Source organism: Polyangium sp. 6x1 (assembly GCF_029946515.1).
GTDB lineage: Bacteria > Myxococcota_A > Polyangia > Polyangiales > Polyangiaceae > Polyangium.
Window position 1 is genome coordinate 63,397 of the sequence record NZ_JARZHH010000007.1, and the last position, 23,079, is coordinate 86,475.

Genomic DNA, 23,079 nt, shown 5'->3' on the forward strand with positions numbered 1-23,079 from the left:
TTCCGAGATTGCAGAGGGCGAAATGCTGCTGCTCGAGTCGAGGTCGCGTCTCCCTGACCTACGCCACGTGCCCCACCGTGATGACCACATTCCCCCGCTTGCGGCCTTTGTCCACATACCGGTGGGCCTCGACGATCTCCTCCAAGGGATGAGAGCAATCGATCACCGGCCTGATCTCCCCCCGGCGCGGAGGTTCGCTCTTCTCATGAGAACCTCCGGCGGACCATACTTGGTGCAGACAACGGCTCTCACCTTCAGCCCCTTTTTGCTCGGATTTCTGCCTCGGCGCGTAGCATGCTTCCCCTGCGGCGGCCCCAATTACGTATGGACCGCATCCGAGCACTGCCGCCGTGACATCTCCCGACGGAACCGGGGACCGCTGGCCAGGGGCTACCAGGTTGGCTCAGCCGCGAGGGCGATTCTGGATGGCATTGAACACGGCGGCCATTTCATCGGTACCGTGTCCGAGCTCCAGCGCCCGTTTGAAGTAGGACAGGATGAGCTCCGGGATGCGCCGGTCAACGTTGTTCTCCTGGCTGACGCGGACGATGTGCTGGAGGCACCCCGTGTGGACGTCCAGCGTGGCGTCGGTCCCCTTGAAGTCGCCGGTGGCCAGCATTTTCGTGCACATGTCGGCGGTGATCGCGATGACCGGCAAAATCGCCTGGAAGCCGGCGCGGTAGGCGTCGAGGGGGAACTTTTCCGACGCGCAGATCGCCGCCCCGTGCAAGAACGACAGGGTAGCGCCGTAGAAGCACTCCAGGACTGCGCAATCGAGCGTGGCCGCGGCCCCGATGGGCTCGCCGACGTGGGCACTGGCCCCGCCGAGCACGCGCAGCGTCGACGCGTGGCGCTCGTAGAGACCCTTGGAACCGGAGTACAACACCGCCGTCTCCTCGCGACCGATGTAGCTGGGGTAAACGAGGATGCACCCATCCAGGTAGTTGATCCCATGCTCCGACGCCCACGCCGCCCCGCTGCGGGCGTCATTGGGCGTACCGCTGGTGAGTTGCACCAACGTCCGGCCCTTCGCGGCCTGGGCCACGAGGGGTGTATGGAGGACCTGATCGCTGGCTTCGTAGTTCGACACCACGACGATCGTCAGATCGCTCTCGCTGCACGCCTGCGCGGGCGTCTCCGCCACCTTCGCCTGGCCTTGAAATGGCTCGGCCTTGCTTGGAGTCCGGTTCCAAACGGTCACCCGATGACCGGCGTTGATGTAGGCGCGCGCCAGCGCCGAGCCCATTTGACCCAAACCAACAATCGATACGGTCTCCTTGTGTGACATAGATTACCTCCAACAAAACCGGTAGATGCCTGAAACCTTGGAGCAGCCCTGGTCAAGCATACCAGACCCGGTTCCCGAAGGGATGGTTGGAAAGGTGCCGTAGGGTCGATCCCCTCACCGATGAGCTCGCAGCGTGCGCCGAGGCTCTCCGCGCGGATTCGATCTCGAAAGAGAAAAATTGAACCAGGCATTTCTGCTGCTGCTTGGTTTCTCAAGGAGATTCGCGAATGGTTACGAGTGCCTCGATGATTTCACAGCGTCTGCGTAGCTCTTGCCGCGGACGCCGCGGTAGCCCGCCGCGAGCGCGATCGTGGTCGGGCGCGCTTCCCCACGGGCGCGAGATGATTTACGTTCGAACCATCCGCATGAACTCGAACCAAAACACGCTTTCTTTGACCGCCCTCGCCCTCGCCGTCTCCTTCGCCGCCGCCTGTTCGTCCGAGGTCGGCGGCTCTTCCACGTCGTCGTCGTCTTCGTCGTCGTCTTCGTCCGGAGGCGGCGTGATGCACAACGACCTCTTCGCGTGCGGCGTGATGCCCGATTGCGAGCAGATCAGCATTCACATCTCCCCGGAACCTGAGTGGGCCCTCGTCTGCTCCGCGAAGCTCATCGTCTCCCAGCAGCCGGGTGTGCTGAGCGCGCTCGAAAACCCTGGTCCCGTCATCTCGCAGACCGAACGGATCATCATCGTGCAGGGCGACGGCAAGGCCCTCGTGCAATCGCGCCACCGGGAGTGCGGCACGGATAGCTGCTGGGAGCCCTCCTCGGCGCATCAAATCTGCGACCTCGTCCTCGGTAACAATGTCGCGGCCGGCTGCGCGGCCATGGACGACATGACGTGCCGGTGGTCGCCCTGGGGCCCCGGAGGGCTCGAGAACTGCATGGACGTCGACGACTGGAGCTGCGACGACGTCGCGGCGGTCCTCCAGCCGAAGTAGCGGGGCACGTCAGCTGTGCGACCTCTCCTTCTCAGGCACCCACATGCGTATCACGGCTCGCACCTCGTAGCGTGCGTTATGCAACCTGGCAACGTAGCGCCCGATCTCCAGCCCCGCCTTCGTGCTCTCAGGGAAATCAGAACCTTTTCGGGCCAGCCTGGTGTGGTACCACTGCGCTCCCGACGCCTATGGCCTCCCATCCAGGGTTCCCGCTCCGCTTTGCTCCAGGGCAGTTCTTCGGACGATTCGAAGGGCGCCGCGAGGCGGGCGAGTTCCGGCTGGCGCACTTGGCGCCCACCGTGCCCGAGCGCGAAGTGGAGACCCACACGCATGATGACGGGCATTTCGTCCTTCTGCTCGAGGGGCTCTACATATCCTCGGCGTCCGGCGCCCCTGCGGTGTGCGCTGCGCCAAGCCTGATTTACAACCCGCAGGGCACCACCCATCGCGACCGCTTCAAGGGTGACCACGGGCGCTTCTTCACCATCTCGCTGTCCGAAACCGCGCTGCGCCACGTCTCCGACCTGCTGGTCCTACCGCCTGCTGCGCGCTTCCTGGGCGCAGGAGCAACACGCATTGCACGGCGCCTCGCCATGGAGTGTGCGTTCTGGGACGGGGTCTCGCCGCTGTCCGCGGAGTGGCTTTGCCTGGAATTGCTTGGTCAGACGGCTTGCGCGCAGAAGCCCGAGAGTCGGGGCGTACCTGGATGGCTGGCTGCCGTGCGGGACCTCATCCACGATCGTTGCACCGACGATCTCGGCGTGGGAGCGCTCGCGGAGGCGGCCGGCGTTCATCCTGTCTATCTGGCGCGGCAGTTTCGCCGGCATTTTCATTGCTCCCCGGGAGAGTACCTGCGTGGTTGCAGGCTCGAGCGCGCCGCTTTGTTGCTCCGCTACAGCCGGCTTCCCCTTGCGGAGGTGGCGCTCCGCACCGGCTTCGCGGACCAGAGCCATTTCACCAAGGCGTTCGGCCGCGCCTACCGTCTGCCGCCGCGTGGCTACCGCGCCGCGCACGGTCGCTTCCCGCTGGCGCGCTAGCGGGAGGCGAACGCCCGCGGACCGTGGTTGCATTTTGACAAGAACGGCCCCGGCGAGGGCGCTACCGTCCCCCCCACGCCACCTCGGCCTGGAAGGAGTGAAGGGATGGTAAAACGTCTACGTCGGAGCATGCTGCTGGCCATGGGCATGGTGATGCCGTTCATGCTGGGTGCTGCCGCCACCGATTGCGCGGCGCCTCAGGTACGGGAGGATGGCTTTCGCGCCGGCACGACGGCGGACGCGGGCCTGGCCCCAGATCGCCTGCAGGCCATGGAGGCCGCCATTCGCAAGGGCGAGTTCCAGTCCATCACCAGCGTGCTGATCGCCCGCCACGACAAGCTGGTGTACGAGCAGTATTTCGATGAAGACGGCGTGGAGGGCATGCGCAACACGCGCTCCGCCACCAAGACCGTCGCCAGCATGCTCGCGGGCATCGCCATCGCGCAGGCCAAATTGCCCGATGTGCAGGCGCCCATTCTGCCGTTTCTCGCGGACAAGCAGCCCGTGGAGAACCCGGATCCGCGCAAGCAGAAAATCACCGTCGAAGACCTGCTCACCATGAGCTCGTTGCTGGAGTGCAACGACTGGTCCGAGTATTCGCGGGGCAACGAGGAGCGCATGTACCTCATCGAGGATTGGGTGAAGTTCTTCCTCGATTTACCCATCCGCGGATTTCCCGCCTGGGTGCCCAAACCGGAGAGCTCGCCCTACGGCCGGAGCTTCAGCTACTGCACGGCGGGCGTCACGACCTTGGGTGCCGTGCTCCAGAAGGCTGCGGGGAAACCGCTGCAGGATCTCGCCCGGGATGCGCTGTTCCAGCCGCTCGGCATCACCAAGGTCGAATGGCAATTCTCACCGCTCGGGCTGGCGCAGGCGGGCGGCGGCCTGTCCTTGCGTAGCCGCGATCTGCTGAAGCTCGGCCAGCTCTACTTGAATGGTGGCGTCTGGAACAAGCAGCGCATCGTGCCCGCCGAGTGGGTGAAGGCTTCCACCCAGCCACATGCGCAAATCGACGAGAGCACCCGCTACGGTTACCTGTGGTGGTTGCACGATTTGCCTACCAGCCGTGGGACTCACCATTCGTTCGCCATGAACGGCACGGGCGGCAATACGGTGCAGGTCTTCCCGGAGCAGGACATGGTGGTGGTCATCACGACTGTCAATTATGGCGTGCGCAATGCCCCCCGCATCACCATGCGCCTGCTGACGGACTACATCCTGCCGGCAACGGAGGCTGGCCGCTGAACCTGGCGCGAGAAGGCGGGCAGGTGTCGCCAGGCGCCCGGCGCTCGTACCGAAGGCAATTCAGGCTATACTGGCCGCTCGCAGGAGGTGGCGATGCAGGACGAACGCGTGGGCAAGGTGCAGACGGTTCTGGGGTTGATCGAGCCGGAGCAGATGGGGACGACCCTGATGCACGAGCACTTGCTCATCGACATGCAGTGCCGCTATTTGCCGCCCGAGGGCGATCCCTCGCTCGGCGAGCTGCCTTATGCCATCGAGCGGCGCATGGATGTCCTCTCGGATCCCGCTGGCAACCGCGACAACGTCATGCTTCTCGACGAGCAGGAGGCCATCGCGGAGATCCTCGAGTTCAAAAAGGCGGGCGGAGGAACGGTCGTCGACACAACCACCCTCGGGATCGGCCGCGATCCGCGGGCGCTCGCGCGCATCGCCGAGACCACGGGGCTGCATGTCACCATGGGCGCAGGTTACTACGCCGCGGTCTCCCACCCGGCCGACATGGATGCGTTGAGCGAGGACGAGATCTACGAGCAGATCATGCGCGAGGTGAACGAAGGGGTCGACGGCACGGGCATCAAGTGCGGTCACATCGGCGAGATCGGCGTCGACGCGATGACCCCCAATGAAATGAAGGTGGTGCGCGCCGCCGCCCGCGCCCAGGGCGCCACGGGCGCCATGTTGAACATCCACCAGATCTACATGGTCCTCAGGCGCCAGGGGCACGCCATTGCGGACGCCATCGAGGCCGCGGGAGGCGATCTGAGCCGTACGGTCTTCAGTCACATGGACGGGAGCGAGGAGGATCTCGAATATCAGACCAGCCTGATCCGGCGCGGCGTCACCATTGAATACGACGTGTTCGGCATGGAGTCCTACTGGGCGCGCTTCGACATGCAAATGCCGCAGGACGACACGCGGATCCGGGCGGTCAAGCACCTCTTCGACGCGGGCCACGGCGACCAAGTGCTCGTCGCCCAGGACATCTGCATGAAGATGATGCTCGAGGGCCGCGGCGGCTGGGGCTATGGTCACATCCTCAAGCGGGTCGTGCCGCGCTTCCGCAAGGTGGGCTTGAGTGACGCCGAGCTGCGCAAGCTGCTCATCGACAACCCCCGCCGCTTGCTGCCCTTCACGAAGCCAAAGGCGTGAAGACGGCCGTGATAGGGCCTTCTCTTGATGACGAGGTTTCTCGTTCCCGTTTCCAGAAACAAGCTGCGACGCGCACCGCAAAACCGGGCCGGCGTCGGGCGAAGTGGGTGGATGGGAAGCTACGCGGCGCCGGTCGGAAAGGGCGGGCCGTTTGCCCTGCTCACTGTCCCGCTTTCCATTCCCCTGCAGGCACACCCTCTTTGCACGCCTTGGCCGCCGCATCCGCCGCCATGGGGAGCGGGCCGTCGTTGTAGTAGATCTTCGTTCCCTCCGGGGTCGCGCAGGATCCGACGCGCTTGTCTGCCGGACACGCCTCCATCTTGAATTCGCCGGTGCACATGTTCTTGAGGAAGTCCGCGCCTGCCGCCGAGATGTTCGCATCGCCGAACTGCCGGCAGATGCTTTCGGCCTTGATGACGTTGCAGGAGGCGACCTTGGCGGGCTCTGCTTTCTTTTCGGCCTTCTGCTCGGCCTTGCCTTCCGGCTTCGCCTCTCCGGGCTTGGCGCCCTCCGCCGCGGGCTTGTTATCGCAGCCCGCACCAAACATTCCAAAAATCACAATGGCGACAAGGGTAAGGGACGTCCGCGTGCTGATCATGAGATACGCCTTTCTTTTCCTGCGTTCGGGGCGTGCGAATACTCCCGATGTCAGGCGTGGTCAAGGGGAATGATTGCATGGCGGTTCTCCTCGGCAAACCGAGGACGAAGCGACGAACCCCTCAACGTTATAAACCGCAGTGCCCTGCCATCCAATCGCGCACACGTCCTTGATTTCGTGCCGACGGGGCGCACCTTCAGAATGATTCAGGCTCCCCGTAGACTCGTCCGCAACCGCTGCACCTCGACACGCGCCAGGTAACGCCGAACATCTCCGATCCCATCGAGCGCCCGCTCGATCCATGCCTGCTCCACCTCACCATCGCTGAGCAGATACTCCTCGACGATGATCTCCCGCGGCACATCGAGAGCGGTGAGCAGCAAAGCGACCGCTACGCCCGTCCTGTCCTTCCCGGATGTGCAATGGAGCATCACTGGAAATGCAGGCGCGTCGCAGACGGCCTGAGCTACCGCGTTGAGCCATCGGCGTACGGTGGGATCCGTCGTATCGTACTTCTCATACGAGTTCGGAATGGAAACGTGGCGATACTCGGCCCCGAATGTCTGCCGATCCGGCCCCTGCCGAAGGTTCACGATCGTTCCAGGATTGGAGATCTCGGCAGCCTCTTGGACGGCGTCCAGCTTTCCGCCACGAAGCAGCCGGCCTGCGGGGAGCAGATCTCCCCTTCCAAGGAGAGTGATCCACTCGCCGACGTCGCGGAAATTCACGCACGACATACACGACACATCCTACACCTCCACGCCCTCCAGTCGCCAGGCTTGTGCGAGGCGGTCGCGGCAACCTTCTTCGATGACGTCGGCATGCGCTACCATGAGACGTTGGGCCGGTCGCTCCAGCATGGCGTGGATGGAGCGCGCGGCCGCGTTCTTATCCGGAATCTTCTTTTTGACGTCGGGAGGTACGCGCAGCCGCTCGTAGCAGCCGAGCATGCGCGCGGCATAACGCCAGGTCCAGTGGTCCTTGGCGCCAGCACAAAGGACGATGTCTGCGCCCAGCAGGGTTTGCGTTGGCCGATGGTAGAGCACGGTCTCGTCGAGAAACGGCACACCCAGAAGTGGCAAGACATCAAATTCGGCAACCTGCTCGCCGAATTGGGCGCCGTGGATATCCACGTGGATTCTCAAAGCCTTGTTCTTGTTTCGCGCGGACGCCGGTCCCACCACCTGCGCCTCAGGGAAATGGGCCGCCGCCTCGGGTGTACCAAGATGATGAAAGCAGTTGGGGACCAAAAGCCAGCGCACTGGGCCCAGGGCTCGTAGCTGCTCTGCCAACGCATCGGTGGGAGGGGCCGGACTGTGGAGGAGCAAACTGCCGTCGTCGAGGCGTACGACCGTGGTGCGAGCGCGCAGCCGTACCCCGCTGAACCACACGGGGCGGTCGAGGCTCCAGATCCTGTCATCGACAACGTTGGTGAGAGCGCTCATAGGCATGCGGACGGTCGACTCCTTGGCGGCGAAGGCTTTCAAACGGCCCGTTGGCACCGATGGCGAGAACCTATTGGTATCAGTCGCCCTCGCCGAGCGCCAGCTCCGTCGATCGGGCGCCCGCCATCAGGCGCATGGTGGCCCGGGCCGGCAATTTCGTCCCCGATGGGCTGTTCGCCTATGACTTCGACGCCGACAAGATCCTCGGGAGCATGCCCGTGACGGAGGCGCCCGACCACATCTCGACGAGCCCAAAGGGGAATTACTGCGTGCCCTCCTGGGGGCTTCCCCTGGGGACGCGCGCCGACAAGACCGACTGTTCGAGCTACACGCAGCTCCACGACAACACGCAGCACAGCGATCTCGCGATCACGAAGAACGGCGACGAGGTGCTCGTCTACACCGCCTATGGGGAGAATTCGGGTAACGTGGTCATGGTCGAGCTCGCAGGCGGTCGCCAACGCGGACCTGACGAAGGTATTGTTCGCCTCGACCTGGGAGAGCACGACGGAGAACGACGTCGCGAGTTACCTGATCCAGGTGCCCGCCTGCGCCCTTCCCTGACACGACTCTGCCATCTCCACCCACAGCTTCGCGATGCTCCTCTGCTTCCGGGCCGCTGGCCGCGCTGCCGGACGATCAGGCGACGACGTATCAGGTCTTTGCGACCCGGCGCGCGGCGCCCGGTTTCCGGATGGCTGTGGCGCCCGTGTCGTGGACTGTGCGCCGAGCACCACGCCTGTGCCGTGGCGACGACAGCGAAACAGCACCGTTCTCCGCTCCATAACGACGATTCGCTGGCATGACGCGTGCTCCTGCAGCTCGCCATGGCAAGGCGGCAGGGGCATTCCCTCCGGTGGGTCGCGCGCGGCCTCTTCGCGGCGCTCGCCTTGACGGCGATGGTCCTCCTCGTGCGTCGCGCCGGCGCGGGAAGCTTCCTCGACGCGTTCCACGCAGGGCTGCCGTGGTTGCCGTTGCTCCTCCTTCTCGAGGCGCTGCGTATCGCCGCCGATCTGGTCGCCTTGTGGTTGCTCTGCGGGCCCGACGCCAGAAGGCTCCCCCTCGCGGCGTGGATCCGCCTGCACCTCGTCACGAACACGGCGCTCGTCGTAATGCCCGGTGGGCGCATGATCTCGGAGGGAATGAAAATCGCGCGCCTCGGGCCCGTGCTCGGCGCGGGCCGGGCGACCGCCGTGGTGGCGGTTCATCATGCGCTCACGCTGGTGGGCGTCGCGCTGACCTGCGCCGTCGCGGGGCTCGTCGCGTGGCGCGTGACCGGCGCCTCGCTGCTGACGGCGGCGCTCGCGGCCCACGCGGCAAGCTGCCTGATCCTGGCCACGACCCTCCGGATCACGCTCCATCGCGCGTCGATTCCGCGGCCCTTCGCACGTCATTCGGCGGCTGCGGCGCCGCTCCTCGACGATCTCCGTGCAGCGTCGCGCGTGCTCCCACTGCTCCCGCCGGGGGCGCTCGCGGCCAAACTCGTCAATCGCGTCGCGCAGATTGCCCAGCTCGTGGTCCTGCTCCATGCGGTGGGCGGCGCCTCCGGCCTGGCGCGCGCATGGCTCGCTGGTGGTGTCAGTCTGCTCGGCGGCGCGATTGGGGAGGTATCAATCGCGCAGCTCGGCTGCACCGAAGGCGCCTTCGTCCTCAGCGCCTCCGCGCTCTCCCTGGGGGTGGGTGGCGCGGTCGCAATCACGTCTCTCGTGCGCGCCGTCCAGCTCTTCTGGAGCGCGGTCGGCGCTGTGGCGTCGGCTTTCGAGCCCCTTGACCGAAACCCTTCCGCGAGGTGATTCCATGTACTCCACGCATAACAACCAGAACCAGCTCTCCGGCATCGATCCCGTGCGCACCGCGCTGGGCATGCTTTCGAGCCGGATCCTCGGACGGCACAAGCCGCTCTTCGTCAATATCGAACCCACGCACGTGTGCAACCTGAGCTGCACCTTCTGCGACAAACACGAGGGGCCGCAGATGTCGACGGAGGACGGCGTACGCCTCCTCCACGAGCTTGCCGCCATGGGCACGGTCTCGGTCTGCTTCGACGGCGGCGAGCCGCTCGCGCACCCCGGTATCGGAGAGCTCGTGCAGACCGGTCGGCGGCTGGGGCTCGCCATTTCCATCAGCACCAACGGAATCCTGATCCCACGCCGCATCGATCGTATTGCCGAGGCCAACGTCGTCAAGATCAGCATCGACGGCCCGGAAGAGATCCACGATCGCGGCCGCGGCTCGGGCAATTTCCGCCGCGCGCTCGAGGGCGCGCGGGTGGCGCAGGCGCGCGGGATCTGGGTCGCGTTACGCATGACCCTCGCCGAGCACAACGTCCGCGCGCACCGCGCGGTCCTGCGAATCGCGGAGGAGCTCGGCGTGCAAGCGCTCTTCCAGCCGGCCATCGGCTCCCTCTTCGACGCGAGCAAGCACCAGGCATCCCACTCGCCGCACGTCACCGCATACCGCGAGACCATCGACGACCTCATCGAGCTGAAAAAACGCGGCGCGCCCGTCGCCAACGAGCTGGTCGCGCTCCGCCACCTGCGGAAATGGCCCGAGCCGAACCCCGTCCCCTTCTGCGGCGGCGGGCGCGTCATGGCAGCCATCGGCCCGGAGGGCGGCATTTACCCGTGCGGTCGGGTCGGCCGCGGGCAGCCCGCGCCCAATGCCATCGACGCAGGCGTCGCTCGCGCCTTCGAGGACGTCCTGCGCCCGACCGACTGCGCAAGCTGCTGGTGCACGCTCACGCTCTCGAATTGTTACGCATACCGACTCGACCCGCGCTTGCTGGAGGGCCGCCTCCTCAGCCCCTTCCTATCGACCGATTGGGACGCGACCCTCGCCGCAGAAGCGGACCCGAAAGCGGAGACGGACGCAGCCGGGCTCGTGCAGCTCCGCCGCAAGCGTCCCTCGGGCGAGACCGTGCCCTGAGCATTGGTTTTGCCTGGCGGCGTGGCCACCGCGGCGTCGTTCCTCGGTGAACGATAGCCTCAGAATCGTCCAACCAACGACAAACCATATCGATCGACGTCGACGACGGGCAAGAGCGCGAGCGATGCCGGGACAACGCCTCGCTCGACCTTCGCTTCGGCGCTCCCTGCGTTCACGTCCTCCGTCGAGAGGACCGTGGTATCGACGATGGTCGCGGCAACCGCGCCGGAAGCAGCGCCGATGATGAGGCCCCCGACCGCTCCCCACGCGAAATCGGACCCGTCATGCGAGCCGCGCTGGACGGCGCTACCGACACCCAAGCCGAGCAGGCCGCTCAAGAGCGGGCCCCCGATGTTCATGCCGAGGCTCGCAAACCCCTTGCCTGCATGTCCATGGGACCAGTGCACAATCGGCCCAGTCACGACATGCCCTATGACACCGATGACACGGGTCGCCGTTCGGAGATCGCGGTAGGTGCCGTCCATGCCAAGCCCGACGAGGAACAACACGTCCGACCCAATGACGCCGATGAGCGTCTGCCAGCCGTACCATCGCGTCGCCTTCCTCGGGCTGTAGCCCCAGTCCGCTCGTCCCGTGGAAAAGGGTTCGGGTTGTGGAGCGTGCGCCAAGAAAAGAGCCCCTTCGTTTCGAACCTGTGGCGCTTCGGCCTTCGCATGCGCCTCCTCGGCGCCGGCGTACGTGGAAAGGGCGAGCATACCGAGGACGAACGTGGGAGCCACGAATCGATGTGGGTTCATGACATCGATGGTGTAGCAACGCGCATGCCACTTGTCGTTCCAATCCACTCTACCACTGAATGGATATCTCGGCGCTCGACGTGCACCTCATCGAGGCAGACGGTGCGGGGAGCTCGCGTTGGACGTGGCAGCCACGCGGCGCCCTCCGAAATTCGGACAGGGCGATGGTCGCGGCGGCATCATCACGTCGGTCGAGCAGATAACTACGTCTCGGCGCGTTTCAACACGAAGAGAAGAATTCGCTGTGAACATGAGGCACCCACGGTCTCCTATCATCTGTGGATGAAACTTGTTGTGGATTGGACATTCCGATCGACGTGGGCTAAGGTGAGGCACTCTTATCGTCGGTGAAGGGACACCAATGGTGCTCGTCGCACCGACGACATCGCATACGATGCGAAAATTCAGCGCTGTTCGCGGTGGAGCAGACATGGCACGCGCAAACACCGAGCATTTCTCACGCGAGGAACTGGCGCCGCTCGACGAGGTCCTCGCCTACAGGAATCGTGACGTCGTCCAGCGCTTCCTCGATTCGTATCCCATCGATCCCGCGGACGCCGAAGAAATCTTCATCGAGGTGAAGCGTTGGCTCTGGCTGGCCGCGCATCAAACCATGCGCCGCAGCCGCAGGCAGCTCGTCGTGACCCTGCCGATGGCCGCGCTCGACGAGATGTGGCACTGCTTCGTCCTGTTCACGCAGGATTACGCGGAGTTCTGCTCTCGCTTCTTCGGGCAGTTCATCCACCATCACCCCGTGACCCTGGCCGAGAAGGCACGAACACGGAGGCGCAAGCAGAGGGATCCGGAGGGATTCGCCCGCGCCTTCGCTCGGCAAATGGAGTGGCAGTACAAGCTCATCGCGGAGCACCTCGGGGAGGAGACGCTCCGCAAGTGGTACGTCGAGCTTCCCTCGAAATATCCTATGGAAACGTTACAGCGGCTGAATGCGCAGTCCGCTGTGGCGGGTCGGCACGGTTGAAAGGAGAGACGATCATGAAGACCAAGAGCAAGGTGGCCACGAAAAAGGCCGGCAAGAAGGCGAAGGTGAACAAGGCGCTCATCGAGTCGCTCGTGAAGAGAGACCTCGAGAGCCTCGCATCCGGCAGCCCTGCCCTGTGCGGCCTCGCCTGCTGTTGGTGAACCAGGCATGAGAATCGAGGGGGCCCCCGGTCATCCGGGGGCCCCTCCCCCGATGGGCCGAAAGCGCATTCGGGCTCGGTTTCGGCCCAAGAGCGCGGCTCAGGGCGTGGGGCCCGTCGGGCGTGGCCCCCGAGGCGCGACGCAATCGTACCCGATCGCTCCGACGTGCGAGCCCTCCGGGTTGCGGAGGAAGCGGACGGCGCCGATGTACATCTCGAGCTCCGTGACGCCCGCTGCTTCCGAAGCGTCGACCGCAGGCGCGTCGTGCCACGGCCACTTGTACCAGCCGAGCTTCGGCGTGCCGCCGTAGGGCAGCATGTCGTCGCCGTCGTCGGTGCCCGCCGAATACGTGTTCCCGCCCGTCGCGGAGTAGAGCTGCACGCCGTCGATCCAGATCTCGGTCTTCCCGCGGGTGCCGCCCTCGACGTCCCAGACGACGTGCACGACGAAGTCGTACCAACGGCCCGCCTCGAACGAGACCGGCATCGTCTGTCGATCGAAGGTGTCGGTGTCCCAGCCGCCCCAACGACGAATGACGTGCAATTGCGTGCCGTATGCGCCGCTGAAGTCCGCCGGGACCCAATGCGCGATCTCGATCGGCGGATGGTGACGGCCCGCGTGCAATTGGAAAACGGTCGCGCGGCTCGATGGGTCCTGCACGTAGGTAGGCGGCAGGTAATACGAGAACCCGAACCAGAGCTCGGTGCCGAGCGGCACCACTTCGTGCCACGGGCGGCGCGCGACCTCTGCGCGGAAGTTCGCGTCGTAGTCGGAGCCCGGTGGGATCGGTATGCGCGGCGCAATGTGCGCGCGAAGGCTCGCCGTGCCGGGCTCGCGCGCGTGCGCGGCGTCGGAGCGAACCGAGGCGCCCGGGCTGTAGTGCAGGTCCGCCGCCCACTCCGCAGGCACGATCGTCGTCGACGCGCCCGACGCGGACGAGTCGTAGCTCAGCCCCCCCCAGGTGAATTCGCGGAGCCCCGGACAGTCGAGAGGCGGCCCCGCATCCACCGGCGTGCTCGCGTCGTCGGAGCTGCCGCCGTCCGCGGCACCACCGTCGTCGCCGACTTCGGCGTCTCGGCCGGCGTCAGGCTCAGTGGATTCGGTCGAGGTCGGCGCCGTGTCGCATGCCACCACCAGCAACGCGGCGAAAATGACGAAGGACGCTCGCTGTCGCGACATGCATAGGCAATCTCACAAGTCCCTATCCAGAGTCAACCGGCGACCTGCCGAGCGTTTCCAAATGACGCCCCCCACGTGGGTCTCGCTCGGAACGTCGCGCTCGTCATAGAATTTTCTTGGATTGCGAGCACACGTGAGCATCGGCGCCAGCAAACAGCGACGCGTGCGAGATGGCCAGGCCTCGAGCTCCTCGCTATCGTGGGAGGCATGATGCCGAAGCGTCGACCCCTCGCACTCTGGACCGCACTCACCATCGGTCTCGTCGTCAACGCCTGCAGCTCGAACAACGGCGCAGGCAGCGCAAGCGAAGGGCCGGGGAACGGTGGCCCGGGTGGAGGAGGGGGGAATGGCGGCTCGGGTGGCGGTGGGATGAACGACGATGCCGGTGTACCCTTCGACGAAGGCCAAAACCCTTGTTCATCGCAGGACAACCCGGCCGGCCAGGTAAAGGAGCTCGCCTGGCCGGCAGCGTCGAACACCGGGCACACGATCGAGCCGGGTCAGACGCTGCGCTTCAAATGGAGCGGCACGCACAGCGTCGTCCAGGTCGCCGACTGGGACGGCACGCCGATCGATGCGAGCCTCGGTCGCGGGATCGACAGCGGCGCGCCGACGAACAACGGGACCTTCGATTGGAACGTGGGAGGATTCGCTTGTGGCTATCGCCCTGGCCTCTACTATTTCAAGGACGGTGCGGGGAGCGGTGGCGTCACGGCGGTGTCCCTCACCGACCCCGAGTTCGGACAGAACCACTTCGATCCAAAGCCTTGCAGCACGCTTTCCGACGTCACTGCCTACGGTGGGCGGTACGCCTCGTACGCGGGCCGCGAGGACTGCACCGTTTACGAGGTCAACAACTTCCAGACCGAGACGCACTACGACTGGGTCGATCCGACCTTCGCGGCGCGACAAGGCGATCTCGTCCTCTTCCGCTGGACCGGATACCACAGCGTCGTCCAGGTTCACGACGTCACGCAGGACACCCTTTTCGGTCCGGGCGGTATCACGAGCGGAGCGAAGCGCAATTGCACCGGAGGTCCGAACTATCTGTGCTCGAACGGCTCGTCCTCGCTCGGCGAGCACATGATCGACACGGCCTCCTTTCGCCCCGGCATGATCCACATCTCGGACGAGTGCGCGTACAACCATTCCGACTGCCCGAGCAAGACCGGAAACCCGAGCCCCACCGGGGTCAACATGCAGTTCTTGCTCCGCGCGCAAAGCTCGCCGGTCGTCGGCGAGAAGGGGAGTTGCTGCGCGATCGACAAGAGCAAAGGCCAGGCATGCCGCGTCGTCGACTTCTACAATGACCGCGACGGTTTCCAGTACGAATACAACGTCGGGGTCAACCGAGGTGACATCGTTCGCCTTCGCTGGTCCGGCAAGGTGCGCATGGTCCAGGTTCAGGCCGCGCCCGGGAGCGACGATCCCAGCACGACGCCGCTTTCGGGCGGACTGTCGGCGCCCGAATACGACTGCGTACCGGGGCCGCAGGGCTCGTGCATCGGCGGCGACGCCAGCAAGGCGGAGCTCATCCTCGACGTCGACGCGGCCATCAAGAGCGGGAACGTGCACAACGGAGGCGGCGAGACGTTTTTTCTTTTCCACGCCTTCGGCGAGAACATGGACGGGTATTCGTCGGCCGACGCAAACGTCCGCCTCTATCTCGCGGAGGAGACGCCCTACGCGGACAACGACGCGTGTCCTTGAGCGCGTCGGGCGTTGCGCCTGGTAGGCAGCTCGCACGGCAAGCTCGAGCTGCTCCGCACGGAATGGGCCGTCGCGCTGCCCCGACCTCCGATGACGACGACCTTGATAGCCCAATCACCATCCGCGCCGCGAGATCCAGTCGTAGGCGATGTGGTACTGGTCGCCGGTGGCGTTCTTCACCTCGATCTTGATCTTGCGCCGGATCAAATCTCCCCAGTGCTTGTCAAAGGTGTAGGGCAACGCGGCGTCCGGCAGGATCTGGCGCTCGAGGACTTGATACCAACCATTCTCTCTCCGGCGGATGCTGAGGAGGACCGAGCCGCGGACGGCGTAGATGTACCCCTTGATCCCCTTGGCGAACTCCTCGTCGCGCAGGTCGGTCGAGCGGCTGACCCAGCAGAACGACAGGCTGCCGCAGAATCGGCGCTGAAAGTCCGCAGCGCCGATCGGCACCGCGACGAGCGTCGCGTCCGCCTCGCCCACCGGCTCGAGCTCGCCCGTCTCTCCTGTCCCTTCTGACAATGCAACACGCGCCTCCGCGGCCACGAGCGCCTCCGGCGCCGGCTCGCCAGCGATTGCCTCGTACATCCCGGTCGCGCGGAGATCGGCGAGGTCGGGGCGGGCGAGGGGATCCTCGCCGCCGGCGGCAGGCGTGCTTTCGATGTTGATCTCACCGGGGGCCGATTCGAAGAAACGGACCTCCGCCCCGTCGGCGGTCCTGACGAGCGCGAGCTCGGTGTCCGTGGTCGCGGCGACCTCCTCGGGCGTGGCAGTCCCGCACGCGCTCGAGGCGACTGCGCAACCAAACAACGACGCGACTGTCAGCTTATTTTTCATGATCCGTGACCTCCTCGATTCCCTGGTGCGTCCCCGAGTGCACACGGAATCTCTGGGGCGGAGGCGCTGGTCATGACATCGGGGAAACGCTCGATGGGGTGACGTTTCATTCGACGCACGATCCAGCCTCGCCATTTCCGCAGAACGGCGCCAGGTATCCACCAAGAAGGAGGGACGAAGCCATGAATCACGCCGCGTGGACACGAAACCTCGGGCCTCTCGTTCTCGCCGTCGCCGGCTGCGCCGCTGCTCCACCGGACGAGGATGTCGGGCCATCGATAGCCCCGGAGGAGGCGTCGGTGGATGACGAGCTTCTCTCGTCCGAGGCGCTCGCGCTGGAAACTCTCGATAGCCAGATCTTGGGTACGAAGTGCACCATCAAGCCATCGAGGCTGCGCACGACCGAGGGGCGCTCCCCCTGCATGACCAACAGGACGGAGCTCAGCTGCCTCATCCCCTGGCTGACCGGGGTGGACTGTAAAAAAGCCGCCATCGCCGATTGCAGGACCGCGAACGCACTCGAGTATGGGCACCGGGCTTCGCCGCCCGGCTCGTGTTACGACGAGTGCGAGCGTCGCGTCCTGTGTATCCCCTTCGCCCCGCTTTGACGGGTGAGGTGATGCGACGGCCGATGGTAACACCTCGCGCTGTCGGCCTCGCTGACGACCTGACCGAGGAGTCCCCAGCCGTGAGGTTGATCAGGCAGGCACAGGAGGAGGAGGTGAGGGTGGCAAAGGGCGAAGGGCGACCGTAAAGAAAGTCCCTACCTTCACCAGCTCTGAGCGCCCGCGACCTGCCGTGTCGTGACATTCACGCGGTTGAACATGTTGATGAGCCCGATGTAGAGGACGAGCTGGGCCAACGCTTGTTCGTCGAAGTGGCGTGCGGCCTCGTTCCAGACGTCGTCGGGGACGGCGTCGGCGCGGTCGGCGAGGCGTGTCTCGGCTTCGGCAAGCGCGAGTGCCGCGCGCTCGGCTTCCGTGAAAGAGGGGACATCCCGCCAGCCGGCGAGCACGAGCAGGCGTTCGTCCAGCTCGCCCGCCTTCTTCTCCTGACGAACATGCAGGTCGAGGCACACGCCGCAGCCGTTGATCTGGCTGATGCGCGCGTGGAGCAGCCCGAGCGTTCGCGGCGGGATCTTGCCGTTCTGCAGGCTCTTCACGAGCGTCAGGATGGGCTGCATCGCCTCCGGAACGAGCGTCGCCGGGTTCTTCAGTCGTGCTTGCATGATAGATCTCTCCTCACTGGTCACATCCGGGCACGCTCGCCCGTCACGGATGTGACGAATCGCAGAACGAGGACGTGACGGTGACGAACGAAAAAAATCTCATCGGCCTTTTCGAGGAGAGCCGGCCGCATCTCTGCGCGGTGGCGTATCGCATGCTGGGATCGCGCAGTGAGGCCGATGACGCGGTTCAGGAGACATGGCTTCGGCTGTCGCGAGCAGAGACGGGCGAGGTCGAAAACCTTCGCGGTTGGCTCACGACGGTCGTCGCGCGGGTGTGTCTCGACATGTTGCGTTCGCGGAAGGCCCGGGCGGAAGATGGCGACGTCGTGCCGGAGGAGGCGACCTCGAATGCGGAGGATGAGGCCGTGCTGGCCGATTCGGTCAGCATCGCCTTGCTCGTGGTCCTCGAGACGCTCGAGCCCGTGGAGCGGCTCGCGTTCGTGCTTCACGATTTGTTCGGCGTGTCGTTCGATGAGATCGCGCCGATCGTCGGACGTTCGGAGGTCGCCGCGAGGCAGCTCGCGAGCCGGGCGCGGCGGCGCGTGCGTGGCGCGCCCGAACGCGATGAGGCCGAGCTTGCGCGACAGCACGATATCGTCAAGGCGCTTCTTGGCGCGCTTCGAGCGGGCGACGTCGAGGCCGTCGTCGCCGTTCTCGATCCGAACATCGTCGTCCACGGGGGCGGTGCGGGCGGTCGGGCGCGCGAGATCCGAAGCGTGCGAAACCTGGCCAAGTCGGCTATCGGGTTCGCGAGGACGGCGCATGGATTCGACACCGCCGAACCCGCGCTCGTCGACGGCACCGTCGGCGTCATCTACGCGCCCGGCGGCCGGCTCTCACGCGCCCTTCGGTTGACGTTCGGCGAGGGGGTCATCACGCGCATCGACGTCGTCGACGACGACGCCGGGCTGAAAACGCTCGAGGTCGCGGCACTCGGCTAATCCACGAGAGCGACCCGGGTCAAGCTTCAGCGCCCGCAAGAAGCCTCGACGTCCTCGAAGGTGGTGCGAGCGACGTTGTCCTGCTCGCTCAGGTTGAGGAGGATCCGCAAGACCTCGCATTGCCACTCGTCGTTGGCGATACGTCGAACCGTGACGGGGCATGGAAGGAGGTCGTAGACAGGGTCGATGATCTCCATGAGAACGTACATGCCTTGATCCCCGATAAAACCCATTTTCGTGAAGTCCATCGAGACCGACACCAAGGGTTGTTGGAGGAGGACACGCGGAAATCGCTCGATGAACCTGTGGAGATAGCTACGCGGGTGAAGGGCCACAAGTTTGCCCTCGAACGTCAGCACGAGGCGATCCTCGCCATCCAGGCTCGCGATGACGTTGAACACGCTCTGCCCGCCGTCCCAAACTTCGCCGCACGCAAGGAACCTCATCGCGCGGTTTCCGGGGGCACGCGGGGGTGCAGCAACGGGCGGCGCGGTCGGCGGCGCATGCGGTGTCTCCGCGGGCGCTGCTGTCCGCGCTCGGGCAACAGCGAGCGGGAGAAGGGGGATGGCCCCGCGCCTCTTCCTTTCGCGCGTCTGTCGCTCCCCCTCCTGCCATTGCAGAAGTGCTGCCTCGACGAGCCTTCCGGGCTCCTGGTGCGCGCGCGCGAGGTCTTCGATCACCGTGACCAGCTCGCGGTGTATCTCCGGGCCGAGCTTGCCGCTCACGTAGTAGCCGATCAAGTAGTCACACACGAGCACGCAATCCCCATCGAGCAACGGGTGCTCCACCAGGAAAGGCGCAGCAGGCTTACGCTCGAGGCTCGGACTGCGTACGATTTCACCGTGTACGGCGCCGTCACGCACGAGGATTGGAACGTAGCGTCCGAACCCGCCCGCACGGAGGCGGCCCGGCGAGAGCTCGACAACCGTCAGCTCCGCGTGAGGACCACCGATCAAACTGTAGTCATCGTCGTCAGGATAAGGCTCGGCAGCGATCAAGAATGCCGACCGTGCTGTGTCGAACAGCGATTCCAGCGAGGTGGTCGGATCCAGCAAGAGCGCGCGCTCGATGCTGTCGAGCACAGGGCAGCTGATCTGCCGGTCTTCCGTGCCGCCGTAGTGGCCATTGGCCATTGCGACGATCAGACGCTCCGGCAGCCGGACGAGACGCGCAAACGGGTCGACCTCATCTCGGTTCACGCCATAGGCAACATCTCCGCGGTCGACGATCATGTGAGGAGCAAAGCATACTCCCGTAGGCCCCTGCAAGGCGGCGCCGGAGGGCCTGCTGGGTACGCGCTGACCGACAGAGCGCCGAGGGGCTCGGCGTGTCGAGGAGCGGCCTCCACGGGAGACGAAAGGGCGTGTGCGGGGTGCTGCGCGGGGGGCGATCTCCGCCGGGTCGGAATGTGGTTATGGGGAGAGGACGTCGACCAGCACGTCCCGCCGCTTCAATCGCGGAACCTCGGGCCACGCAAAAAGGCGGCCGTACCCGCCGAGAAACTCGACGGGCAGGCCGCCCCCGCCTGAAACCCAGGCTCGGACGCCTTTACTTGGCAGGCGGATTGTTCCCCCGGCCGGACCCCGACGGCCTGCCCGTCTTGCTGGGCCAGTTGCCGCCCGGGCTGCTGCCGCCTGCCTTGCCTCCCCCGCCTCCGCCTTTGGGCGCGCTCCCCCCGCCGCCCCCTCGGCTGCCCGCTCCGCCGCTACTCTTGCCGCCTCCGCTACCGCCGCTCTTGGCCGCCATGACGACCTCCTTCGACGACAACGTACGCCACGGATTCCTCTCTCAGTAGCCCCGCCCGGACTCGAACCGGGACGCCCTTTCGGGCTGAAGATTTTAAATCTCCTGCGTCTGCCATTTCGCCACGAGGCCCAATCTACCGCACCTTCGCTGCCTTCTCGTCCTTCCTCCCTTCGCTCCCGCCTCGGCTCCCGTTTGCCTCGACCTGCCTGTATACACCTTCTCCCCCGGTCATGACCACCCCCACCTCGGACCCGCCTCCCTCTCCTCCCCTCGCCCCCCTCCTCCACGCCCGCCTCGAGACGGCCCACCTCTGCCCCGAAACCGGCCTCCTCGTCCTCACCTTCTACATCGGCCGCAAGCTCCTCCTCGGCGCGGGCCTCGGCCCTCACGTCACTGGCCTCGGCTTCCTCCCGCGCCTCCCGCGGGCGCGCGCCTCCTCCGCCCATCCCCTCGTCGCGGCCATGCGCGCGCACCTCGTCGATCACCGCGTTCGCTCGATCCTCCTCCAGGACGGCGCCCTGCACCTCACCTTCGACCCCCCCGACGACGCCCTCCCCGGCGCTCGCCTCTCCCTCCGCGTCGGACGACGGGGCCAGGCTGCCGTTGCGTCTCCCTCCGGCGCCACCGTCGTCTGGCCGCTCGACCTCGAGGGCGCGGTTCCGCGGGACGGCGTCGATCCCTCCCGCTGGACCGGCTCCGCCGAGGACCTCGAACGCCACGGCCTCGCCATGGTCGAGGCCTCCGATGCGCGCGCCCTCGACCTCCTTCGCACAGGCCTCCTCCGCGCGGCCAAGGCTCAGCTCAAAGCCCTCGAACGGCGCGCCGAGGCCGTACGCCAGGATCTCGCGCGCCTTCAGGATGCGCCGCGCCTCCAGAAGATCGGGCGCCTCCTCGTCGCCCAGGGAAACAAGATCCCCAAGGGCGCGACCAAGGCCACGCTCGACGACTGGGAAGAAGGCGGCACGATCGAGGTCACGCTCGCGCCGGACAAACCCGCGAAGATCCAGGCAGAGACCTTCTTTCAAAAGGCAAGGCGCCTTCAGCGCGGCGCCGCCGTCATGGAGAAGCGCCTCGCGGAGACCGAACGCGCGTGGGAGACCGTCTTTCCGCTCGTCGATGCGATCGCCGCGGCCCCGGCCGATTCCGCGGCCCTCGACGCGCTCGCCGAGCAGGCCAAGCGCGCCGGGGTCTCGGCCTCCGAGGTCGACGCCGCCTCGCGCGGGAAGGCCCTCCGCCAGCAGGACAGGGAGCGCAGGCCGTATCACGCGTTCCGCGATGCGCTCGGACGAACCATCCTCGTCGGCCGCGGCGGCAAGGACAACGACGAGCTCATCACGCGGCACGCACGTCCCCACGATCTCTGGCTGCACGCCAAGAACATCCACGGCGCCCACGTCATCGTGCCCCTCGACAAGGGGCAGAGCTGCCCCGCGGAGCTGCTCGTCGACGCCGCGACGCTCGCCGCTCATTTCAGCGACGCCCGCGGCGAGAACGCCTGCGAGGTGAGCTACGTCGAGCGCCGGCATGTCCGAAAGCCCAGGAAAAGCGCGCCGGGCGCCGTCACGTTCGATCGCGAGAAGATCCTCGCCGTGCGCGTCGAGCCGGAGCGGCTCGCGCGCCTCCTCGCCACGAAGCAGGAGGGGTGAGCGACACGATCTTGCTAGCGGACGACGCAGAGCGGTAAAGATCGCCTAGCATGCTCGCAATGCGCACGGTCGCCTCGCTCTTCGTCCCGTTCGGCCTCGGCCTCTCCCTCGCCCTCGCCGGCTGCGGCGGCGGAGAGACGCCGGATCCGAAAGACCCTACGTCCGAGGGATCCTCGGACAAACCTCAGACCCCCCAGGCCGATCCTGGACCCGACGCCGCGTTGCTCGGCGAAGTCGGACAGCTCAACCAGCTCCTCTCGACGATCGACAAGTCCGATCCGGGGCGGCCCAAGGCGCTCGCTCGGCTGGGCGAGCTGCTCGCGGATCTGTCGAAGAACAACCGCGACCGCGCCCTCGCCGCCGATCCGAACGTCGCCTCCCTGCCCCCGCCGGCCGAGCCGAAGGCAGCCGAAGGAGAGATCGACGCCACCGCGAAGGCCGGCCCCGTCCTCCCCCCGCGCAACGCCGCCGCCGTCAAGCGCCTCAAGCCCGAGGCGCAGAAGCTCGTCCAGAAGGCGGACATGTACGCCGCCGAGGCGATCAAGGCGCACAGGAAGCTCATCGCCGATCACCCGGACTACAAGGACATGGACAAGGTCCTCTTCCGGCTCGGCGGGCTCTACGTGGCCTACGGCCAGGGCGCCGCGGCGCGGCCCATCTACTTCACGCTCATCGAGAAGCACCCGAAGAGCCCCCTCGTGCCCGAGGCGTACTGGAACTTCGCCGAGTTCTTCTTCACCGCCGAGGACTACGAGAACGCCTACAAGCTCTACGCCCGCATCGTCGAGTACACGCCGAGCGAACGCACGAGCGTCGCGGGCTACCGGCTCGCGCTCTCGCTGCACAAGCTGAGCCGCCTCGACGAGTCGTGGAAGGCGCTCGAAGGCGCCGCGAGCGCCGCCCGCATCCACGGGCCCGCGGGCACGGTCGACGAGATCTACCGCGACGCGCCCAAGCTCGCCGCGACGCGCAAGCCGCTCAGCGCGAAGGACGCCGCCGCCTTCTTCGTGCGGCTCGCCGAGAGCAACGAGGACGTCATCAAGCAGGAGCTCAACCGGCTCTCGCAGATCCTCGAAGACGAGGGTCGGCCGCTCGAGGCGACCGAGGTCCTTCACGTGATGATCGACCGCTACAAGGCCGAGAAATGCGCGATCCAGGCGCGCGCCATCGAGATCGCCACCCGCAGCGGCAACAACGCGATCCGCGCCGATGAGGTCAACCGGAGCCTCCGGCTCGGTTGCAAGCCGTAACGCAAATCCACCCTTGCGC

Annotated in this window: 24 protein-coding genes, 1 tRNA gene and 1 pseudogene; 14 read left to right on the forward strand and 12 right to left on the reverse strand. The window is 66.0% G+C overall.

Annotated features, from left to right (window positions below; genetic code table 11):
* Positions 1 to 58: 58 nt before the first annotated feature.
* Together QHF85_RS49765 and QHF85_RS09835 are read right to left on the reverse strand one after the other, a co-directional pair.
* A pseudogene (locus QHF85_RS49765) lies at positions 59 to 181 on the reverse strand (zinc-binding dehydrogenase); the annotation flags it as partial.
* A 222-nt stretch (positions 182 to 403) separates the two neighbouring features.
* Complete coding sequence (locus QHF85_RS09835) at positions 404 to 1,288, reverse strand: NAD(P)-binding domain-containing protein (protein ID WP_281326848.1); 885 nt, start codon at positions 1,286 to 1,288, stop codon at positions 404 to 406.
* 365 nt (positions 1,289 to 1,653) lie between these two features.
* Between QHF85_RS09835 and QHF85_RS09840 the strand changes: the two genes are divergently transcribed.
* The 4 genes from QHF85_RS09840 to QHF85_RS09855 all read left to right on the forward strand — a co-directional run bounded on the left by QHF85_RS09840 (position 1,654) and on the right by QHF85_RS09855 (position 5,657).
* A complete protein-coding gene (locus tag QHF85_RS09840; protein ID WP_281326849.1) occupies positions 1,654 to 2,226 on the forward strand; it encodes a hypothetical protein in 573 nt (190 codons plus the stop codon).
* A gap of 299 nt (positions 2,227 to 2,525) precedes the next feature.
* Complete coding sequence (locus QHF85_RS09845) at positions 2,526 to 3,263, forward strand: AraC family transcriptional regulator (protein ID WP_281326850.1); 738 nt, start codon at positions 2,526 to 2,528, stop codon at positions 3,261 to 3,263.
* A 129-nt stretch (positions 3,264 to 3,392) separates the two neighbouring features.
* A complete protein-coding gene (locus QHF85_RS09850) occupies positions 3,393 to 4,508 on the forward strand; it encodes a serine hydrolase (protein ID WP_281326851.1) in 1,116 nt (371 codons plus the stop codon).
* Between the two features lie 93 nt (positions 4,509 to 4,601).
* Entirely contained in the window at positions 4,602 to 5,657 is a 1,056-nt protein-coding gene (locus tag QHF85_RS09855) for a hypothetical protein (RefSeq protein WP_281326852.1), read from the forward strand.
* A gap of 160 nt (positions 5,658 to 5,817) precedes the next feature.
* Here the strand turns inward: QHF85_RS09855 and QHF85_RS09860 are convergent, their stop codons facing one another.
* The 3 genes from QHF85_RS09860 to QHF85_RS09870 form a co-directional block, all read right to left on the reverse strand.
* Positions 5,818 to 6,255: a hypothetical protein gene (locus QHF85_RS09860; RefSeq protein WP_281326853.1), complete on the reverse strand. Its 438-nt coding sequence runs from the start codon at positions 6,253 to 6,255 to the stop codon at positions 5,818 to 5,820.
* Between the two features lie 206 nt (positions 6,256 to 6,461).
* Complete coding sequence (locus QHF85_RS09865) at positions 6,462 to 6,992, reverse strand: tyrosine-protein phosphatase (RefSeq protein WP_281326854.1); 531 nt, start codon at positions 6,990 to 6,992, stop codon at positions 6,462 to 6,464.
* Positions 6,993 to 7,004: 12 nt separating this feature from the next.
* Positions 7,005 to 7,742, reverse strand: a complete 738-nt coding sequence (locus tag QHF85_RS09870; protein WP_281326855.1) for a DUF4336 domain-containing protein — start codon at positions 7,740 to 7,742, stop codon at positions 7,005 to 7,007.
* Between the two features lie 17 nt (positions 7,743 to 7,759).
* On the opposite strand from QHF85_RS09870, the gene QHF85_RS09875 reads away from it, so the two are divergent.
* Genes QHF85_RS09875 through QHF85_RS09885 form a run of 3 tightly spaced genes read left to right on the forward strand, consistent with a single transcriptional unit; the run spans position 7,760 to position 10,625 of the window.
* Positions 7,760 to 8,506 (forward strand): hypothetical protein, encoded by a 747-nt coding sequence (locus tag QHF85_RS09875; protein ID WP_281326856.1) that lies wholly within the window; start codon positions 7,760 to 7,762, stop codon positions 8,504 to 8,506.
* Positions 8,507 to 8,527: 21 nt separating this feature from the next.
* Positions 8,528 to 9,493, forward strand: coding sequence for a hypothetical protein (locus QHF85_RS09880; protein ID WP_281326857.1), 966 nt, complete (start codon positions 8,528 to 8,530; stop codon positions 9,491 to 9,493).
* 4 nt (positions 9,494 to 9,497) lie between these two features.
* On the forward strand, positions 9,498 to 10,625 hold the full coding sequence (locus QHF85_RS09885) for a radical SAM/SPASM domain-containing protein (RefSeq protein WP_281326858.1): 1,128 nt from the start codon (positions 9,498 to 9,500) through the stop codon (positions 10,623 to 10,625).
* 59 nt (positions 10,626 to 10,684) lie between these two features.
* On the opposite strand, the gene QHF85_RS09890 is transcribed toward QHF85_RS09885, so the two are convergent.
* Positions 10,685 to 11,047 (reverse strand): hypothetical protein, encoded by a 363-nt coding sequence (locus tag QHF85_RS09890; RefSeq protein ID WP_281326859.1) that lies wholly within the window; start codon positions 11,045 to 11,047, stop codon positions 10,685 to 10,687.
* Between the two features lie 766 nt (positions 11,048 to 11,813).
* On the opposite strand from QHF85_RS09890, the gene QHF85_RS09895 reads away from it, so the two are divergent.
* Together QHF85_RS09895 and QHF85_RS09900 are read left to right on the forward strand one after the other, a co-directional pair.
* On the forward strand, positions 11,814 to 12,362 hold the full coding sequence (locus tag QHF85_RS09895; RefSeq protein WP_281326860.1) for a hypothetical protein: 549 nt from the start codon (positions 11,814 to 11,816) through the stop codon (positions 12,360 to 12,362).
* A 14-nt stretch (positions 12,363 to 12,376) separates the two neighbouring features.
* Complete coding sequence (locus QHF85_RS09900; protein WP_281326861.1) at positions 12,377 to 12,523, forward strand: hypothetical protein; 147 nt, start codon at positions 12,377 to 12,379, stop codon at positions 12,521 to 12,523.
* A gap of 99 nt (positions 12,524 to 12,622) precedes the next feature.
* Here QHF85_RS09900 and QHF85_RS09905 read toward each other — a convergent pair whose 3' ends face one another.
* Positions 12,623 to 13,702 carry a heparin lyase I family protein gene (locus QHF85_RS09905; protein WP_281326862.1) on the reverse strand — a complete coding sequence of 360 codons (1,080 nt, stop codon included), beginning with the start codon at positions 13,700 to 13,702 and terminating at the stop codon, positions 12,623 to 12,625.
* Between the two features lie 369 nt (positions 13,703 to 14,071).
* Between QHF85_RS09905 and QHF85_RS09910 the strand changes: the two genes are divergently transcribed.
* Positions 14,072 to 15,412 (forward strand): hypothetical protein, encoded by a 1,341-nt coding sequence (locus QHF85_RS09910; protein ID WP_281326863.1) that lies wholly within the window; start codon positions 14,072 to 14,074, stop codon positions 15,410 to 15,412.
* Between the two features lie 114 nt (positions 15,413 to 15,526).
* Here the strand turns inward: QHF85_RS09910 and QHF85_RS09915 are convergent, their stop codons facing one another.
* On the reverse strand, positions 15,527 to 16,249 hold the full coding sequence (locus tag QHF85_RS09915; protein ID WP_281326864.1) for a hypothetical protein: 723 nt from the start codon (positions 16,247 to 16,249) through the stop codon (positions 15,527 to 15,529).
* Between the two features lie 299 nt (positions 16,250 to 16,548).
* Here QHF85_RS09915 and QHF85_RS09920 point away from each other — a divergent pair, with 299 nt between their 5' ends.
* A complete protein-coding gene (locus QHF85_RS09920; RefSeq protein ID WP_281326865.1) occupies positions 16,549 to 16,857 on the forward strand; it encodes a hypothetical protein in 309 nt (102 codons plus the stop codon).
* Positions 16,858 to 17,018: 161 nt separating this feature from the next.
* Here QHF85_RS09920 and QHF85_RS09925 read toward each other — a convergent pair whose 3' ends face one another.
* Positions 17,019 to 17,477: a carboxymuconolactone decarboxylase family protein gene (locus tag QHF85_RS09925; RefSeq protein ID WP_281326866.1), complete on the reverse strand. Its 459-nt coding sequence runs from the start codon at positions 17,475 to 17,477 to the stop codon at positions 17,019 to 17,021.
* Positions 17,478 to 17,557: 80 nt separating this feature from the next.
* On the opposite strand from QHF85_RS09925, the gene QHF85_RS09930 reads away from it, so the two are divergent.
* Positions 17,558 to 18,418, forward strand: coding sequence for a sigma-70 family RNA polymerase sigma factor (locus QHF85_RS09930; RefSeq protein WP_281326867.1), 861 nt, complete (start codon positions 17,558 to 17,560; stop codon positions 18,416 to 18,418).
* 26 nt (positions 18,419 to 18,444) lie between these two features.
* Here QHF85_RS09930 and QHF85_RS09935 read toward each other — a convergent pair whose 3' ends face one another.
* From QHF85_RS09935 to QHF85_RS09945, 3 genes are all read right to left on the reverse strand, one after another.
* The gene (locus QHF85_RS09935) at positions 18,445 to 19,650 is read right to left on the reverse strand and encodes a hypothetical protein (RefSeq protein WP_281326868.1); all 1,206 of its coding nucleotides are present in this window, start codon (positions 19,648 to 19,650) and stop codon (positions 18,445 to 18,447) included.
* Between the two features lie 316 nt (positions 19,651 to 19,966).
* Positions 19,967 to 20,164, reverse strand: a complete 198-nt coding sequence (locus QHF85_RS09940; RefSeq protein WP_281326869.1) for a hypothetical protein — start codon at positions 20,162 to 20,164, stop codon at positions 19,967 to 19,969.
* A gap of 46 nt (positions 20,165 to 20,210) precedes the next feature.
* A tRNA-Leu gene (locus QHF85_RS09945) sits at positions 20,211 to 20,293 on the reverse strand.
* 101 nt (positions 20,294 to 20,394) lie between these two features.
* On the opposite strand from QHF85_RS09945, the gene QHF85_RS09950 reads away from it, so the two are divergent.
* The gene (locus QHF85_RS09950; protein ID WP_281326870.1) at positions 20,395 to 21,810 is read left to right on the forward strand and encodes an NFACT RNA binding domain-containing protein; all 1,416 of its coding nucleotides are present in this window, start codon (positions 20,395 to 20,397) and stop codon (positions 21,808 to 21,810) included.
* Positions 21,811 to 21,869: 59 nt separating this feature from the next.
* Positions 21,870 to 23,060, forward strand: coding sequence for a hypothetical protein (locus QHF85_RS09955; protein ID WP_281326871.1), 1,191 nt, complete (start codon positions 21,870 to 21,872; stop codon positions 23,058 to 23,060).
* Positions 23,061 to 23,079 lie beyond the last annotated feature (19 nt).

Excerpts from the sequence above, each read along its gene's own strand:
- QHF85_RS09835 (WP_281326848.1), bottom strand. The coding sequence starts at position 1,288 with ATGTCACACAAGGAGACCGTATCGATTGTTGGTTTGGGTCAAATGGGC.
- QHF85_RS09840 (WP_281326849.1), top strand. The coding sequence starts at position 1,654 with ATGAACTCGAACCAAAACACGCTTTCTTTGACCGCCCTCGCCCTCGCC.
- QHF85_RS09850 (WP_281326851.1), top strand. The coding sequence starts at position 3,393 with ATGCTGCTGGCCATGGGCATGGTGATGCCGTTCATGCTGGGTGCTGCC.
- QHF85_RS09855 (WP_281326852.1), top strand. The coding sequence starts at position 4,602 with ATGCAGGACGAACGCGTGGGCAAGGTGCAGACGGTTCTGGGGTTGATC.
- QHF85_RS09860 (WP_281326853.1), bottom strand. The coding sequence starts at position 6,255 with ATGATCAGCACGCGGACGTCCCTTACCCTTGTCGCCATTGTGATTTTT.
- QHF85_RS09865 (WP_281326854.1), bottom strand. The coding sequence starts at position 6,992 with ATGTCGTGCGTGAATTTCCGCGACGTCGGCGAGTGGATCACTCTCCTT.
- QHF85_RS09875 (WP_281326856.1), top strand. The coding sequence starts at position 7,760 with ATGGCGAGAACCTATTGGTATCAGTCGCCCTCGCCGAGCGCCAGCTCC.
- QHF85_RS09880 (WP_281326857.1), top strand. The coding sequence starts at position 8,528 with ATGGCAAGGCGGCAGGGGCATTCCCTCCGGTGGGTCGCGCGCGGCCTC.
- QHF85_RS09885 (WP_281326858.1), top strand. The coding sequence starts at position 9,498 with ATGTACTCCACGCATAACAACCAGAACCAGCTCTCCGGCATCGATCCC.
- QHF85_RS09895 (WP_281326860.1), top strand. The coding sequence starts at position 11,814 with ATGGCACGCGCAAACACCGAGCATTTCTCACGCGAGGAACTGGCGCCG.
- QHF85_RS09900 (WP_281326861.1), top strand. The coding sequence starts at position 12,377 with ATGAAGACCAAGAGCAAGGTGGCCACGAAAAAGGCCGGCAAGAAGGCG.
- QHF85_RS09905 (WP_281326862.1), bottom strand. The coding sequence starts at position 13,702 with ATGTCGCGACAGCGAGCGTCCTTCGTCATTTTCGCCGCGTTGCTGGTG.
- QHF85_RS09910 (WP_281326863.1), top strand. The coding sequence starts at position 14,072 with ATGAACGACGATGCCGGTGTACCCTTCGACGAAGGCCAAAACCCTTGT.
- QHF85_RS09915 (WP_281326864.1), bottom strand. The coding sequence starts at position 16,249 with ATGAAAAATAAGCTGACAGTCGCGTCGTTGTTTGGTTGCGCAGTCGCC.
- QHF85_RS09925 (WP_281326866.1), bottom strand. The coding sequence starts at position 17,477 with ATGCAAGCACGACTGAAGAACCCGGCGACGCTCGTTCCGGAGGCGATG.
- QHF85_RS09935 (WP_281326868.1), bottom strand. The coding sequence starts at position 19,650 with ATGATCGTCGACCGCGGAGATGTTGCCTATGGCGTGAACCGAGATGAG.
- QHF85_RS09940 (WP_281326869.1), bottom strand. The coding sequence starts at position 20,164 with ATGGCGGCCAAGAGCGGCGGTAGCGGAGGCGGCAAGAGTAGCGGCGGA.
- QHF85_RS09950 (WP_281326870.1), top strand. The coding sequence starts at position 20,395 with ATGACCACCCCCACCTCGGACCCGCCTCCCTCTCCTCCCCTCGCCCCC.
- QHF85_RS09955 (WP_281326871.1), top strand. The coding sequence starts at position 21,870 with ATGCGCACGGTCGCCTCGCTCTTCGTCCCGTTCGGCCTCGGCCTCTCC.